The organism is Tenggerimyces flavus (genome assembly GCF_016907715.1).
Taxonomy (GTDB): Bacteria; Actinomycetota; Actinomycetes; order Propionibacteriales; family Actinopolymorphaceae; genus Tenggerimyces; species Tenggerimyces flavus.
In genome coordinates, this window is sequence record NZ_JAFBCM010000001.1 from 4745620 (window position 1) to 4760235 (window position 14616).

Annotated in this window: 13 protein-coding genes and 1 pseudogene; 3 read left to right on the forward strand and 11 right to left on the reverse strand. The window is 69.9% G+C overall.

What is annotated here, in order from left to right; translation table 11 throughout:
* Positions 1 to 48 precede the first annotated feature (48 nt).
* Positions 49 to 828: a DUF899 family protein gene (locus JOD67_RS22115; RefSeq protein ID WP_205119612.1), complete on the forward strand. Its 780-nt coding sequence runs from the start codon at positions 49 to 51 to the stop codon at positions 826 to 828.
* 76 nt (positions 829 to 904) lie between these two features.
* Here JOD67_RS22115 and JOD67_RS22120 read toward each other — a convergent pair whose 3' ends face one another.
* From JOD67_RS22120 to JOD67_RS22125, 3 genes and pseudogenes are all read right to left on the reverse strand, one after another.
* Positions 905 to 1996, reverse strand: a complete 1092-nt coding sequence (locus JOD67_RS22120; RefSeq protein WP_307782728.1) for an ISL3 family transposase — start codon at positions 1994 to 1996, stop codon at positions 905 to 907.
* Between the two features lie 126 nt (positions 1997 to 2122).
* Positions 2123 to 2440, reverse strand: a pseudogene (locus JOD67_RS42000) (hypothetical protein); the annotation flags it as partial.
* Between the two features lie 113 nt (positions 2441 to 2553).
* The gene (locus tag JOD67_RS22125) at positions 2554 to 3279 is read right to left on the reverse strand and encodes a pyrimidine reductase family protein (protein WP_205119613.1); all 726 of its coding nucleotides are present in this window, start codon (positions 3277 to 3279) and stop codon (positions 2554 to 2556) included.
* Positions 3280 to 3390: 111 nt separating this feature from the next.
* Between JOD67_RS22125 and JOD67_RS22130 the strand changes: the two genes are divergently transcribed.
* Together JOD67_RS22130 and JOD67_RS22135 are read left to right on the forward strand one after the other, a co-directional pair.
* Positions 3391 to 4230, forward strand: a complete 840-nt coding sequence (locus JOD67_RS22130) for a polyphosphate kinase 2 family protein (RefSeq protein WP_205119614.1) — start codon at positions 3391 to 3393, stop codon at positions 4228 to 4230.
* Positions 4231 to 4285: 55 nt separating this feature from the next.
* On the forward strand, positions 4286 to 6172 hold the full coding sequence (locus tag JOD67_RS22135; RefSeq protein ID WP_239553967.1) for a glycoside hydrolase family 3 protein: 1887 nt from the start codon (positions 4286 to 4288) through the stop codon (positions 6170 to 6172).
* On the opposite strand, the gene JOD67_RS22140 is transcribed toward JOD67_RS22135, so the two are convergent.
* The 8 genes from JOD67_RS22140 to JOD67_RS22175 form a co-directional block, all read right to left on the reverse strand.
* On the reverse strand, positions 6150 to 6668 hold the full coding sequence (locus JOD67_RS22140; RefSeq protein WP_205119615.1) for a GNAT family N-acetyltransferase: 519 nt from the start codon (positions 6666 to 6668) through the stop codon (positions 6150 to 6152). The genes JOD67_RS22135 and JOD67_RS22140 overlap by 23 nt on opposite strands.
* 10 nt (positions 6669 to 6678) lie before the next feature.
* Complete coding sequence (locus tag JOD67_RS22145) at positions 6679 to 7767, reverse strand: GDSL-type esterase/lipase family protein (protein WP_205119616.1); 1089 nt, start codon at positions 7765 to 7767, stop codon at positions 6679 to 6681.
* A gap of 101 nt (positions 7768 to 7868) precedes the next feature.
* Entirely contained in the window at positions 7869 to 10013 is a 2145-nt protein-coding gene (glgX, locus tag JOD67_RS22150; RefSeq protein WP_205119617.1) for a glycogen debranching protein GlgX, read from the reverse strand.
* A gap of 53 nt (positions 10014 to 10066) precedes the next feature.
* On the reverse strand, positions 10067 to 10780 hold the full coding sequence (locus JOD67_RS22155) for a sirohydrochlorin chelatase (RefSeq protein WP_205119618.1): 714 nt from the start codon (positions 10778 to 10780) through the stop codon (positions 10067 to 10069).
* A gap of 1 nt (position 10781) precedes the next feature.
* Positions 10782 to 11990 carry a uroporphyrinogen-III C-methyltransferase gene (cobA, locus tag JOD67_RS22160; RefSeq protein WP_205119619.1) on the reverse strand — a complete coding sequence of 403 codons (1209 nt, stop codon included), beginning with the start codon at positions 11988 to 11990 and terminating at the stop codon, positions 10782 to 10784.
* The gene (locus JOD67_RS22165; protein ID WP_205119620.1) at positions 11987 to 12712 is read right to left on the reverse strand and encodes a phosphoadenylyl-sulfate reductase; all 726 of its coding nucleotides are present in this window, start codon (positions 12710 to 12712) and stop codon (positions 11987 to 11989) included. The genes cobA and JOD67_RS22165 overlap by 4 nt, the downstream gene beginning before the upstream one ends.
* The gene (locus tag JOD67_RS22170; protein WP_205119621.1) at positions 12709 to 12855 is read right to left on the reverse strand and encodes a hypothetical protein; all 147 of its coding nucleotides are present in this window, start codon (positions 12853 to 12855) and stop codon (positions 12709 to 12711) included. The genes JOD67_RS22165 and JOD67_RS22170 overlap by 4 nt, the downstream gene beginning before the upstream one ends.
* The gene (locus tag JOD67_RS22175) at positions 12852 to 14555 is read right to left on the reverse strand and encodes a nitrite/sulfite reductase (RefSeq protein WP_205119622.1); all 1704 of its coding nucleotides are present in this window, start codon (positions 14553 to 14555) and stop codon (positions 12852 to 12854) included. The genes JOD67_RS22170 and JOD67_RS22175 overlap by 4 nt, the downstream gene beginning before the upstream one ends.
* Positions 14556 to 14616 lie beyond the last annotated feature (61 nt).

Sequence of the window (14616 nt, forward strand, 5' to 3'; positions counted from 1 at the left end):
CGTTCGTAGCGAGGGTGAGAACCCGAGAACGAGAGAAGGTTGCCGCAGATGACGAACCACCCGAGCGAAGCGCCCAAGCCGCCGATCGTGGACCGCGCCACGTTCCAGGCGGAGCTCGATCGCCTTCAGGTACGGGAGAAAGCCCACACCCGCGAAGGTGACGCCATCGCCGCGGCTCGGCGTCGGATGCCGATGGTGGAGGTCGACGCTTCGACGCCGTTGGTCGGAGCGAACGGCACGGTCCCGTTGATCGACGTCTTCGAGGGCCGCTCTCAGCTGGTCACCTACTACCACATGTGGCACCCCGGCCGACCCGCCTCGGAGCAGTGCGAGGGCTGCACGTTCAACACCTCGAACGTGACCGAGCTGAACTACCTGCACTCGCGCGACGTGAGCTACGCGGTCTTCTGCGAGGGCCCGTACGAGGAGGCGTCGCGGTACCGCGCCTTCATGGGCTACCCGGCGCCGTGGTACTCGGTGCCGCCGGAGTCGGTGGCGAAGTTGGTCCCGCATTTCGGCATCCTCGCGGCCTATCTGCGTGACGGTGACCGGGTGTTCGAGACGTGGTGGACGACTGCCCGTGGTGATGAGGCGATGGATCCGTCGTACGCGCTGCTGGACCGGACCGTCTACGGCCGGCAGGAGGCCTGGGAGGACTCGCCCGAAGGTTGGCCGCAGGGCTGGCCCGCCGGCGGCGGCCAGTTCCGCGTCAATGGGAAGGGACGCCCCATCGCCCAGGTCTCCCGCATCGAGGAAGGCCGTGACGACGACCTCGACCCGCTGCCCGAAGGCTGGACCGCCTGCACGTGCGAGCTCCACCAGAGCTAGCGCAGGCTGCCCCGGGTGCTCCTGGATGGCTCTTCGGTGGCTCCCCAGCGGCGGCAAATGATCATGTTTACAGGCTCTACGCAGCCAAGCGTGGTGTGCGGTGTCTGATGTGGGTGGCTGCGGGTTTGGGTGGCCAGTCTATGTCGGCGCAGGCGAGGAGGATGCGGGCGCGGTAGTTGGTGAAGCTGCGGAAGCCGAAGCCGATGCGTTTGATCTTCTTGATGATGGTGTTGGTGCCTTCGGTGGGGCCGTTGCTGGCGTAGGGGTGGTCGGCTCGGGCGAGGATGGGGTCGCGCCACTCGGTGAGGGTGTTCGCCAGGGTCGCTAGTTCGGGGATGTCGTCGTGGTGGGCGTAGTAGCGGGCGTCGGCGATGAGCCGGTCAAGGCGTGCGGTGACCCTTGTTTTGTTGGGGAAACGCTGCCTCGCCGTGGTGTCGACGCGTTGGTAGAGGTGGCGGAGGCGGTGGGCGATCTCCCAGGTGGCGCCGACCTGGCCGGTGGGGTCGTGGTCGAGTAGGACGGTGCGCAGTCGGGTGGCGCGGTGTCCGTCGGGGGTGAAGGCCTCGGGTTTGCTGCGCAGCAGCCGCAGTGTGTCGTGCAGGGGGTCGCCCTTGCGGCCGCGGCGGCCGAGTTGGTCGAACTGGACCCGGCGGCGGACCAGTTCGGTCGTGTCGGTGCCGAGTTTGACCAGGTGGAAGGCGTCGAGCACCACGCTGGCCTGCGGCAGCCCGGTCCGTAGCCCGGACCGGTAGGAGCGCAGCGGATCACACACCGCGGCCTGGATACCGGCCCGCCAGGCCGGGTCCCGGTGGGCGAACCAGTCGGACACGATCCGGCCGGTGCGGCCCGGCAGCACATCGAGCAGCTTCCCGCGGCCGACGTCGACGATGGTGGTGCAGAACCGCATCCACTGCACCGGCCCACGGGCCCCGAACACGTGCTCATCGACGCCGACCGCGGTCACCGCACGCGCCTCCGGTGGCCGGCGCAGCGCCTTCGCGGCGGCCACGACGGCGGTGTTGACCGTGCCCCACGACACACCGAACTCCGCGGCCACCGTCGCCACCGCGGACTGGTCCTGACCGACCCGGCGCACCGCCTCGGCCACCGCCCGCTCGGTCATACACCGCCGCGGCCGAATCAGCTCACTCGTCTCAGACCACGTCACCGCCGTCGCCGTGGTCGTCGTCGTCGTCGTGGCCGTGGCCGTCGCCGTGGTCGTTCTTCCTTGCAGGCAACGAGGTTCGCGGCATCGCCACAACCGCTTATGCCACACCAGCAGCACCGGCTTACCCGCAATCGGCAGATCCCGCACCACCACCGGCCGCCGACCATGCGGCGACGCGACCGCCCCACACCCCCGACACGCCTCCCGACACGCCTGCGACCCGGCCGTGGTCTGAATCAGCAGGTTCCACTCCCCGAGCAGTTCCACCGCCCGAGTCACCTCGAACCCCTCAAGGCCCAACGCGGCCGTCCACCCAGTAACGTCATCCACGGGTCCTGTGCTCCTTCCAGCCCCGGCTGATTCGCAACCAACCGAGACTGACCGGCACAGGACCCCCCTCACGAGGAGACACGCCGACAGGTCTGCTACCAGCCCCACCACCACCCTTGGCTAAGAAGAGCCTGTTTACATGATCATTTGCCGCTCTACGTGGGATACACCCCGCGTAGAGCACCCACTCGCCGGGTAAAGCGGCACCCCCGACTCACCAACAGGTCCTAGCCGCGCAGCCAGCGGTAGAAGAGGAAGCCGTCCTCCTCAGTGAGGCTGGCAAGCACCAGCTCGGTCAGGCCCGGCTGCGAGCCGTTCATGACCCGGGGCGCGTCGCCTGCCAGCAGCTTGGGGGAGACCGTCAGGCTCAGCTCGTCGACCAGGCCGGCGCCGACCAGGCCGGCGAGCAGGCGGGGTCCGCCCTCGCACTGGATATGCCGCAGGCCACGCGAGGCGAGGACGTCGAGCGCCTCGGTCAGGTCGACCCGTTCGGCGCCGGTGGTCACGACGTCCACCCGAGACGCGAGCTTCGAAAGGGCGTCGAGTGGCGCGGAACGGGGCGCCAACACGATCGTCCGCCCGTCCGCCAGCGGCTTGTCCGGCAGGTCGAGCGACCTGGTCACGATCGCGAGCCGGGGCGGCTCGGCGAGCCCGACCGCGGCACGAAGAGCCGCGTACTCCGGCCGTACGCGCATCGGCCCGTACCCCTCCGCTCGGACCGTCTCCGCACCCACCAGAACCACGTCGGAGAGCGCGCGGAGCAGGCCCATCATCCGCCGGTCGGCGGGGCCGGAGATCGAGCCGGACCGGCCGTCCGGCCCGTGCGCCGCGCCGTCGACGGTGGCGATCATCATCGCCCGGACCCAGCGGCGACCGGACGGCAACGCGTAGAGCCTGGCCAGCGCGTCGTCGTCGAGCTCCACCTCGGGCTCGGGCGGGATCACCAGTCGCATGACCCCGATCCCATCAGACACGAACGACGGAAAGTGACGAGACAGCGAACGACACGCATCCGTGGCGTAAATTGGCCCCTATTCGCGGTACGACGACGAACGGAACACCCCATGGCCAAGCGCATCACCGACCGGCTCCGCCTCCCGCAGGGACCGGTCGACCTCGCCTCCATCCCGACCGACGCGACCCCCGGCTTCAAGGGGAACAAGGTCGAAGGGCAGAAGGCGTTGGCCACCCTGGCGCCGACCCTGGGGGAGCTGCAGGAGAAGCTGTACGCGGAGGGCCGCACGGGCGGCTCGCGCCGGGTCCTGCTCGTTCTGCAGGGCATGGACACCTCCGGCAAGGGCGGCGTTCTCCGCCACGTCGCCGGCCTGTGCGACCCGCAAGGTCTGCACATCAAGGCGTTCAAGGCACCGACCGCGGAGGAGCGCAAGCACGACTTCCTCTGGCGGATCCGCAAGGAGCTGCCGCCCGAGGGCTACATCGGCGCGTTCGACCGGTCGCACTACGAGGACGTACTGATCGTTCGCGTGCACGACCTGGTGCCGCGGGCGACCTGGTCGCGCCGATACGCGACGATCAACCGCTTCGAGCAGCAGCTCGCGGACAAGGGCACCACGATCATCAAGTGCTTCCTGCACGTCTCCAAGGAGGAGCAGCAGGCACGGCTCGCGGCCCGGCTCGACGACCCGACCAAGTACTGGAAGTACAACCCCGCCGACGTCGACGAGCGCGCGTACTGGGACGACTACCAGGAGGCGTACGCGGCCGCGCTGGAGAAGTGCGCCAACGACTCCGCGCCCTGGTTCGTCGTGCCGTCGGACCGCAAGTGGTACCGCAACTGGGCGATCACCAACCTGCTCATCGAACACCTGCAGGACCTCGACCCGAAGTGGCCGCTGGCGAGCTACGACGTCGACGCCGAACGGGCCCGGCTCGCTGACAGCTGAAGGAACCGTGCGAGGCTGGCCAGCGCGAGGAACGAGCAGCTGAGCGGAGCCGAGCATGCGTAGGTGGAGGCGCCGGCACCTCTTCGAGGCCGGGGCACTGGCGGTCATGGGCGCGGTCATCGGCCCTGGCTGCAGCCGCCAGGACTCCCCGGCACCGTCCGCGGCCGACGCGCCGTCGCGTACGGCCACGCCGGCTCCCGCGCGCACGACCCCGGCGGCCACCCACTCGCCGACACCGACGCCGACTCCCGAGGAGCGCCAGTCCGTGACCGCGTCGCCCGAGCCCGATCAGCAGCTGCTCCACGGCATGTCGTTGGAGCAGAAGGTCGGGCAGCTGTTCGTGCTGTTCGCGTTCGGTCCGCGCGCCGACCGCCCCGACCACCGCAACACCGAGCTCTACGGCGTCGCCACCGCCAGAGAGGTCGTCGAGAAGTACAAGCCAGGCGGCTGGATCTACTTCTCCGCACGCGACAACGTCGAAGACCCGGCGCAGGTCGCGACGCTGTCCAACGACCTGCAACGCGTCGCGCTCGCGACCGGCTCGAAGGTGCCGCTGCTGATCGGCACCGACCAGGAGCAGGGGTTGGTCGTACGGATCGGGCCGCCCGTCACGATGTTCGCGGGCAACATGGCCCAGGGCGCGTCGCGCGACCTCGCCGACGCCCGGACGGTCGCGGCGATCACCGGCCGCGAGCTGCGCGCGATGGGCATCCACCAGGACTACGCGCCGGACGCGGACGTCAACACCAACCCGGCGAACCCGGTGATCGGCGTCCGCTCGTTCTCCTCCGACCCGTCGCTCGTTGCGGACCTGACGACGGCGATGGTGAAGGGCTTCCAGCAGGACGCGAAGGTCATCGCGACCGCGAAGCACTTCCCGGGACACGGCGACACCAAGGACGACAGCCACTTCGCGTTGCCGGTGGTGAGCCACACCCGCGACGAGTGGGACCGGCTGGACGCGCCGCCGTTCCGCGCGGCGATCGCGGCGGGCATCGACTCGATCATGACCGCGCACATCGTGCTGAAGGCACTCGACCCGTCCGGCGACCCGGCGACGTTGAGCAAGCCGATCATCACCGGCGTGCTGCGCGGCGAGCTCGGCTTCGAGGGCCTGATCGTGACGGACTCGATGGAGATGGCGGGCGTACGGGAGAAGTACGGCGACGCGGAGGCCGCGGTGCGCGCGATCGAGGCGGGCGCCGACCAGGTGCTGATCCCGCCGGCGCCGGAGCAGGCGTTCGATGCCGTGCTCAAGGCGGTGCGGTCGGGGCGGATCAGCGAGAGCCGGATCGACGAGAGCGTGGCCCGGGTGCTGGCGTTGAAGTCCGGGCGGGGGATCGTGGACTCGCCGTACGTCGAGGTGGCGGCGGTGAAGTCGGTCGTCGGCACGTCGGAGAGCCGCGCGGCGGCGCAGCGCGTGACGGACAAGACGACGACCGTCGTCCGCAACGACGCCGGGGTGTTGCCGTTCGCGCAGCCGCCGAAGGACGTGCTGGTGGCGGGCTGGGGTGTCGCGGCTCGCAAGCTGGGTGCGCGATTGGAGGCCCGCGGGGCGGCGGTGTCGGTACGGGCGACGGACGAGGACCCGAGCAGCGGCGCGATCGCCGACCTCACGTCCAAGGCGCGGGGGAGTGAGCTGGTCATCGCCGTCACCACTCGGGCGTGGTCGTTCCGGGAGCAGCGCGCGATGGTCGCGGCGCTCGTCGAGACGGGGAGGCCCGTCATCACCGTGGCGGTGCGGGACCCGTACGACGCCGCGTCCTACGACTCCGCGACCCACCTGGCGACGTACTCGCACTCTGACGTCGCGATGGAGTCATTCGTCCGGGTGCTGCTCGGTGAGGTAGCGCCGCAGGGGAAGTTGCCCGTGGCGATCCCCAAGAACGGCGTCGCCCTGTACCCGTTGGGTCATGGCCTCACCTGGCGAAGCGGCGGGTGAGGAAGACCCGCGTACGGCCGTTCCACTCCTGGGTCACGCCGTCGGCGAGCTCGTAGCCGTGCCGCTCGTACAGTGCGATCGCTGGTGCGTTCCACTCGAGCGTGCGCACGACGCAGGCGGTCGTGGTCTCGGGCAGCTCGGCGTGCAGCCGTTCGACGAGGGTGGAGGCGAGCCCGATGCGGCGTGCGCTGCTGGCGACGCCGAGCTCGGCGAGGTACGTCGTGGTCGCGAAGTCCACGCCGAGCGCCGCCTCGTAGTCGTCGACCTTGCCGTACGTGCTGATCGGCAGCGCGACGAGGAACCCGACGGGCTCTTCGGCGCGGCGGGCGACGTACGCGTGCGTCGCCCGCTCGACGAGCGGCGGGAACCACTCCGCGGCCGCCGCGACCTCGCCCGGCCGGTAGTCGTACGGCGGGCTGTCCTGGATGACCTGCACGAGCGCGGTCAGTGCGTCGTCGTCGCCGCTGGCCGTGCTGATGTCGACATCGGTTTTCATACCGATGAAGCTACAGTGGCGGCCAGGTGGTGGTCTCGCGGGTCAGGTCGATCGCGTCGATTTCGGCGAAGCAGGTGCCCTTCGTGAAGCGCACGGCGTTGCGGCCCGCGTTGAGCGTGACGGTCTGGGCGGTGACGGTCCACTGCTCCCAGCCGAATCGTTGATACGTCACCGTTCTGCTCTGCGCACCGTTGACCGTCATCGTGTGCGTGCACGGCGTCGTCGTCCCGTTGCCGCCGCGAACGAACAGCCGCCACGTGCCGGCGTACGGCGCGTCGACGGCGAACTCGGCGTAGCTGTCGGCGAGGTCGATCTTCCCCGCCTTGCCGTTGTTCGACGCGAGCGTCGTCGTAAGCGCCTGCGCGTTGCGGAACGTCGCGTGCTCGGCCTCGTACCGGATGACCGGCGACGACACGAGCGCGCCGTACCAGCGGTACGCCATCTTGGTGTTCCCGCTGTGCGTCAGGTGGATCTTGTCGGCAGCGACATCGGTTGCCAGCAAGGTCGTTCGCATGTCGACGAAGCGCACCTTCTTGCCCTCGTCGACCTTCTTCTGCACGATGAACGGGATCGCGGCGTTGAACGTCTTCGCCCGGGCGTCCGTCGCCGGGTCGCCCATCGGGCCGACCGTCGACACGATGATCACGGCGTTGGGGACGACGGCGAGCAGCGTGTCGATCAGCTGCTCGAGCCGCGCGGGCGCGTTGGGCAGGTCGACGTTCCCCAGCACGTCGTTCGCGCCGGCGTGCAGCAGCACGACGTCCGGCTGGAACCGCGTGGCCCGGTCGGTCGCGATCTCGGTGAGCTGGGAGAGGACGAACCCGCCATGACCCTCGTGGTCACGGTCCGGCAACTGCGCCGGTCCAGCGTCGGTGATCGCGCCGACGAAGTCGACCGACAGCCCCGCCGACGTCAGCATCTGGTAGAGGTCGGATCGGTAGCCGCCCGGGATGCTGCCCGCGGTCGTCGACGACCCCATCGGCATGATCCGGACCGCCGCGGCGTCCGCGACGGCGGGCGCGCTCCCCGAGGCCGGCGCGGCGGCGCCCACCGTCACCGCGAGTACTCCTGTTGCCACTGCCGCTAGCAATCGACGCATCGAATCCTCCCGTGGTCGTTGTGCAACACGTGTTTTGCAACATCTGTTTTGAATCAGCTGTTCTACAACGCGTGTTTTACAACACGCGTTGCAAGACCCGTCTAGACGCGTTCGAGGACCAGCATCGAACGCGCCAGCACGTTGACCTTGTCGCCGGCCTGGACCACTCCGCGATCGGACAGGTCGTCGTCGGCCGTGTCCAGCACCGGCTCCCACGCCGACCCGTACACCTCCGGCGGGATCGCGAAGTCCATGTCCTGCTCGGACGCGTTGAACAGCAGCAGGAACGAGTCGTCGACGATCCGCTCGCCCTGCAGGCCAGGCTCGTCGATCGCCTCGCCGTTCAGGAACACCGCGAGCGACTTCGCGAAGCCCGCGGTCCAGTCGCCGCCACCCATCGGCTGCCCGTCCGGCTTCAACCAGGCGATGTCGGTGAGCTCCTCGCTGCTTCCCAGCCCGTCGAAGAACCGGCGCCGCCGGAACACAGGATGGTCCGCGCGCAGCTGGATCAGCGCGCGCGTGAAGGCGAGCAGGTCGGAGTCGGCGTGCCGCCAGTCGACGTAGGAGATCTCGTTGTCCTGGCAGTACACGTTGTTGTTGCCCTGCTGCGTCCTGCCGAGCTCGTCGCCGTGGAGGATCATCGGCACGCCCTGCGACAGGAACATCGTGGCGAGGAAGTTCCGATGCTGCCGAGCCCGCAACGCGAGCACGTTCTTGTCGTCGGTCTCTCCCTCGGCACCACAGTTCCACGAGCGGTTGTCAGTGGTGCCGTCGTTGTTGTTCTCGCCGTTCGCGTCGTTGTGCTTCCCGTTGTAGGACACGAGATCGCGCAACGTGAAACCGTCGTGCGCGGTGACGAAGTTGATCGACGCGTACGGCTTGCGCCCGTCGTCGCGGAACAGGTCCGACGATCCGGTCAGCCGCATCGCGAACTCGCCGAGAGTCGCGGGCTGGCCGCGCCAGAAGTCGCGGACACAGTCGCGGTACTTGCCGTTCCACTCCGTCCACAACGGAGGGAACCCGCCGACCTGATAGCCACCAGGGCCGAGGTCCCACGGCTCGGCGATGAGTTTCACCTGTGACACCACGGGATCCTGCTGTACCAGGTCGAAGAACGCCGACAGCCGGTCGACCTCGTGGAACTGGCGAGCCAGCGTCGCCGCGAGGTCGAAGCGGAACCCGTCGACGTGCATCTCCGTCACCCAGTACCGCAGCGAGTCCATGATCAGCTGCAACACGTGGGGGTGACGCATCAACAAGCTGTTGCCGGTGCCGGTGGTGTCGTAGTAATGCGAGTTGTTGTTGTCGACCAGCCGGTAGTACGCGGAGTTGTCGATGCCGCGGAACGCGATCGTCGGCCCGAGCTGGTTGCCCTCGGCGGTGTGGTTGTAGACCACGTCGAGGATGACCTCGATGTCGGCGCGGTGCAGCGCGCGCACCATCGCCTTGAACTCCTGCACCTGGTCGCCGGCCTGGCCCGACGCCGCGTAGGCGTTATGCGGCGCGAAGAAGCCGATCGTGTTGTAGCCCCAGTAGTTGCGCAGGCCACGCTGCACGAGCAGGTCGTCGTGCACGAACTGGTGCACGGGCATGAGCTCGACCGCGGTCACGCCGAGGGACTGCAGGTGCTCGATCATCGCGGGGGAGGAGAGGCCGGCGTACGTGCCCTTGATCTCGTCGGCGATGTCGGGGTGCTGGATCGTCGTGCCCTTGACGTGGGCCTCGTAGATGACGGTCTCGTGGTACGGGTGGCGCGGCGGCCGGTCGTCCTGCCAGTCGAAGTACGGGTTGACGACGACCGACTTCATCATGTGCGGGCCGGAGTCGAGGGTGTTCAACTTGTCCGGGTCGTTGAAGTGGTACGAGAACAGCGCCTCGTCCCAGTCGATCTCGCCTTCGACCGCCTTGGCGTACGGGTCGAGCAGCAGCTTCGAGGGGTTGCAGCGGTGTCCGCGGGAGGGGTCGTACGGACCGTGCACGCGGAAGCCGTACCGCTGACCGGGGCCGACGCGGGGGAGGTAGCCGTGCCAGACGCCGGCCTCGCGCTCCTCCAGCTCGACCTGGGTCTCCTTGCCGTCGCTGTCGAACAGACAGAGCGCGACAGCCTCCCCGACCTCGCTGAACAGGGCGAAGTTCGTCCCGGCGCCGTCGTAGGACGCGCCCAGTGGGTACGGCGTACCAGGCCACACCTCGACCAACCGATGCTCCTCTCCAAGCTGTCCGGCCGTGGCCGGTGAGTCTCGCATCCTGCCAGGTCCACGTTGCGGGCGTGCACCGCCTCGGCGCCCGCCCTCGAGCGCTAGGAAGAAGCGCTGGTCGCCTCGAATAGACGCGCGACGACAACGTCGACGATCTCGGGCGAGCCGCCCAGCGGCTCGGTCACGGCGGCGGCGCCCTCGGCCTCCGCCCAGTCGCGAATGGCGTCGGCGAAGTAGCCGGGGGCGAGCAGGTACGTGACGACCGCCACCCGCGCCGCGCCGGCCCGGTAGGACCGGCCGACCGCGTCGCTCACGGTGGGCTCGGCGGCGCTCGCGTAGGCGGGGGTCACCGGCACGTGCTGCCGGTCCGACAACGCCCGGGCGACCGCGGCCACGGTCGCGTTGGCCTCCGGATCGGTGGACCCGGCCGCGGCGAGCACGACCGCGTCGTACGCCACCCCGGTGGCGGTGAGCTGGCGCACGATCGCGTCGAGGATCAGGTCGTGCGGACCGAGCACCGAACCCAGCCGTACCCGCAGGCCGCGCATCCGCGCCGCCGTCGCGACCCCGGGGAGGTCGGTCTTGCTGTGGTACGCGTGGTTGAGCAGGAACGGCAGGATCGTCACGCTGCCGACGCCTCGGCGATGCAGGTTGGCGAGCGCCGAGGGGGGATCGGGCTCGGCGAGCTCGAGGAACGCCGCCTCCGCGATCAGGTCGTCGACCTGCTCCTCGACCGCGGCCGCGACCTCGTGCGCCACGGCCGCCGCGCGCGGATCCCGGCTGCCGTGCGCGACGAGCAGCAGACCATCAGGCACCTCACAAGCCTAGCTGCGCCGCCACGTCCACCACGTCGCCGACGATGATCACCGCGGGGGAGCGGACGCCGCGTTCGGTGGCCAGGTCGGCGATCGTCGCCAGCGTTCCGAACGTCGTCCGCTGACTCGGCAGCGTGCCGCGTTCCACGATCGCCACCGGAAGTTCCGGCGAACGGCCGCCGCGGACCAGGCCCGCCGCGACGTCGGCCAGCGGCGCGACGCCCATCAGGAACACCAGCGTGCCGTCCAGCGGGGCGAGGCGGGTCCAGTCGATCTCCTCGCCGTGCGCCGCGACGTGTCCGGAGATCACCGTGAAGCTGCGCGAAACGTTTCGGTGCGTCACCGGAATTCCCGCGGCTTCCGGAACGGCCACGGCACTCGTCACACCCGGAACGACCTCGCACGGCACGCCGGCCTCGGCGCAGGCGAGCGCCTCCTCGGCGCCGCGGCCGAACACGAACGGGTCGCCGCCCTTCAGCCGGACGACGCGCTGCCCGGCGAGCGCGCGTTCGACGATCAGCTCGTTGATCTGCAGCTGCGACAGCGTGTGCGCGAGCGGTCCCTTGCCGGCCTCGACCACCTCGACGGCCGGGTCCAGCTCGTCCAGCAGGGCGCGGGGCGCCAGCCGGTCCACGACCACCACGTCCGCGTCGGCGAGCAGCCGACGTCCACGGGTGGTGATCAGCCCGGGGTCGCCCGGCCCGCCGCCGATCAGCGCGACGTGGCCCTCGCCCGTACGCCGCTGCCGCCGCGTCGGTAGGTCGCCGGTCGCCAGGGACGTCGCGATCCGCGCACGGATCGCCTGCGCCCGCCGCGGGTCGCCTCCGGCCGACACCGCGACCGTGACGTCGTCCACCCGGGTCACCGCCGGCGTCCACGCGGACGACGCCTCCGCGGCACCGGCCCGTACGCACCACACCCGCGCCGCCTCGGCGTCCGCGGCGACCAGCGCGTCCACCGCCTGGTCACCGGTCGCCGTGTGGACGAGCCACGCGCCCGACAGGTCGCCGGTCACGTACTCCCGCGGCACCCAGGCCACCACGTCCACCTGGGCGGACAACTCCTCGCACAGCGCCGGCGCGACCACCGTCACCAGAGCGTCGGCCGCGAGCAACGAGCCGACCCGGCGAGCCGCCACCGGTCCGCCACCCACCACGACGACCCGCCTGCCGGCGATGTCCAGCAGCAGCGGGTACGTGGGTTCGCTCACGTATGGATCCCGCACTCGATCTTCGCGAAGCCGGACCAGCGCCCGCTGCGGGCGTCCTCGCCGTCCTCGACGCGGTGCGTGCAGGGCTCGCAGCCGATCGACGGGTAGCCGTCGAACAGCAGCGGGTTGGTGAGGATGCCGTTCGCCTGGATGTACTGCTCGACCTCGTCCTGCGTCCACCGGGCCAGCGGCGCGACCTTCACCATCTTGCGGCGGTGGTCCCAGCCGACGACCGGCGTGCTCGCGCGGGCCGCGCTCTCCTCGCGGCGGATGCCGGTCGCCCACGCGTCGTACCCGGTCAGCGCGCGCTCGAGCGGCGCGACCTTGCGCAGCTGGCAGCACAGCTCCGGGTTGCGCTTGTACAGGTCTTGGCCGAGCGTCGCGTTCTGCTCGGCGACCGTCTGCCGGGGGCGAACGGTGACCAGGTTGATCGGCAGCGTCACAGACACAGCATCGGCCGTCCCGATCGTCTCGGGGAAGTGGTAGCCGGTGTCTAGAAACACAACGTTAACGCCGGGCACGACCTCCGACGCCAGGTGCGACAGGACCGCGTCCTGCATGGAGGACGTGAGGCAGAACCGTTCGCCGAACGTGTCCGCGGCCCACGCGATGATCTCCTGCGCGGACGCGTGCTCCAACTCCTTGCCCGCGCGGCGGGCGAGGTCGTGGCGCTCGCGGAGATCCGCGTCGGTCGCGGCCGGAGCGGGTGCGGTGATCGTCATGCGCGTGCCTTCAGGCCGACGTACTTGAGCGTGAACACCCGCGTGCAGCCGCGGCACTCCCAGGAGCCGTGGCCCTCCTCGGACGGGCGGAGGTCCTCGTCCGCGCAGTACGGGCAGTAGAACGGCGTCGCTCTCTCACTCATGTCAGGGCCCCCTCTTCGGCGCGGCTCACCCATTGGGCGAACCGCTCACCTGGCTCACGCTGGTCGAGGTAGTGCCGTACGACGTTCTCCACGTAGTCGGGAAGCTGGTCCGCGGTGACCTTGTGGCCCCGCAGCTTGCGGCCGAAGCCGGCGTCCAGGCCGAGGCCGCCGCCGAGGTGGACCTGGAAGCCCTCGACCTGCTCGCCCTGGTCGGACAGCACCATCTGGCCCTTGAGACCGATGTCCGCGACCTGGATGCGCGCGCAGGAGTTGGGGCAGCCGTTCAGGTTGACCGTGATCGGGACGTCGAGGTCGGGAACGCGTTGCTCCAGCTCGTCGATCAGCCACGCGGCGCGCGACTTGGTCTCGACGATCGCGAGCTTGCAGAACTCGATGCCGGTGCAGGCCATGGTGTTCTGCCGCCACGACGACGGCCGGGCGTGCAGGCCGATGTCGGAGAGCGCCTTGACCAGCGGCTCGACCTGGCCGGCCTCGACGTCGAGGACGAGCAGCTTCTGCAGCGGCGTCGTACGGATCCGGTCCGAGCCGTGCGCGGCGACGATGTCGGCGAACTTGCCGAGCTGCGCGCCGGACACCCGTCCCGCGACCGGCGCGACGCCGACGAAGTAGCGGCCGTCCTTCTGCTTGAACACGCCGACGTGGTCACCGGGCCGTGCGGGAACGGGCGGCGCCGGGCCGTCGACGAGCTTGCGCTCGAGGTACTCGTTCTCCAGCACCTCGCGGAACTTCTCCGGACCCCAGTCGGCCATCAGGAACTTGATCCGCGCGCGGTGCCGCAGCCGGCGGTAGCCATAGTCGCGGAACACGCTGACCACGCCGGCCCAGGCCTCCGCGACCTCCTCGATCGGGATCCAGGTGCCGAGCCGCTTGGCGAGCATCGGGTTGGTCGACAGGCCGCCGCCGACCCACAGGTCGAAGCCGGGGCCATGCTCGGGGTGGACCACGCCGACGAACGCGACGTCGTTGCACTCCGGCGCGACGTCGTGGTCGGGGTAGCCGGTGAACGCGGTCTTGAACTTGCGCGGGAGGTTGGAGAACTCCTCCAGGCCGATGTACTTGTCCACGATCTCGCGGATCGCGGGCGTCGGGTCGATGATCTCGTCCTCAGCGATGCCGGCGACCGGGCTGGAGATGATCACCCGCGGGCAGTCGCCGCAGGCCTCGGTGGTCTCCAGGCCGACCTCTTCGAGGCGCTGCCAGATCGCGGGCATGTCCTCGATGCGGATCCAGTGCAGCTGGATGTTCTGCCGGTCGGTCACGTCGGCGCTGTCGCGCGCGTACGTCGTGGAGATGTCGGCGATCGCCCGGAGCTGCTCGAGGTTGAGCTGGCCGCCGTCGATGCGTACGCGAAGCATGAAGTACTTGTCCTCGAGCTCCTCGGTGTCGAGGATCGAGGTGTGCTGGCCGGTGACGCCGGGCTTGCGCTGGGTGTAGAGCCCCCACCAGCGGAACCTGCCGCGCAGGTCGGCCGGGTCGATACTGTCGAAGCCGCGGTGGGCGTAGATGTTCTCGATCCGAGCCCGGACGTGCAGCGGGTTGTCGTCCTTCTTGACCTGCTCGTTCTTGTTGAGCGGCTCGCGATAGCCGAGCGCCCATTGGCCCTCACCGCGCTTGCGGCCGGGCCGTGCCCCGGGCTTGCGGGCCGGAGTGGCCCCTCGGGTCGGCGCTTGGTCGGGCATCGAACTCGTTCCTCCTGGCTCAAAGGGGGACACCATCGCGGGCAGGCTGAAGCTGTCGCGG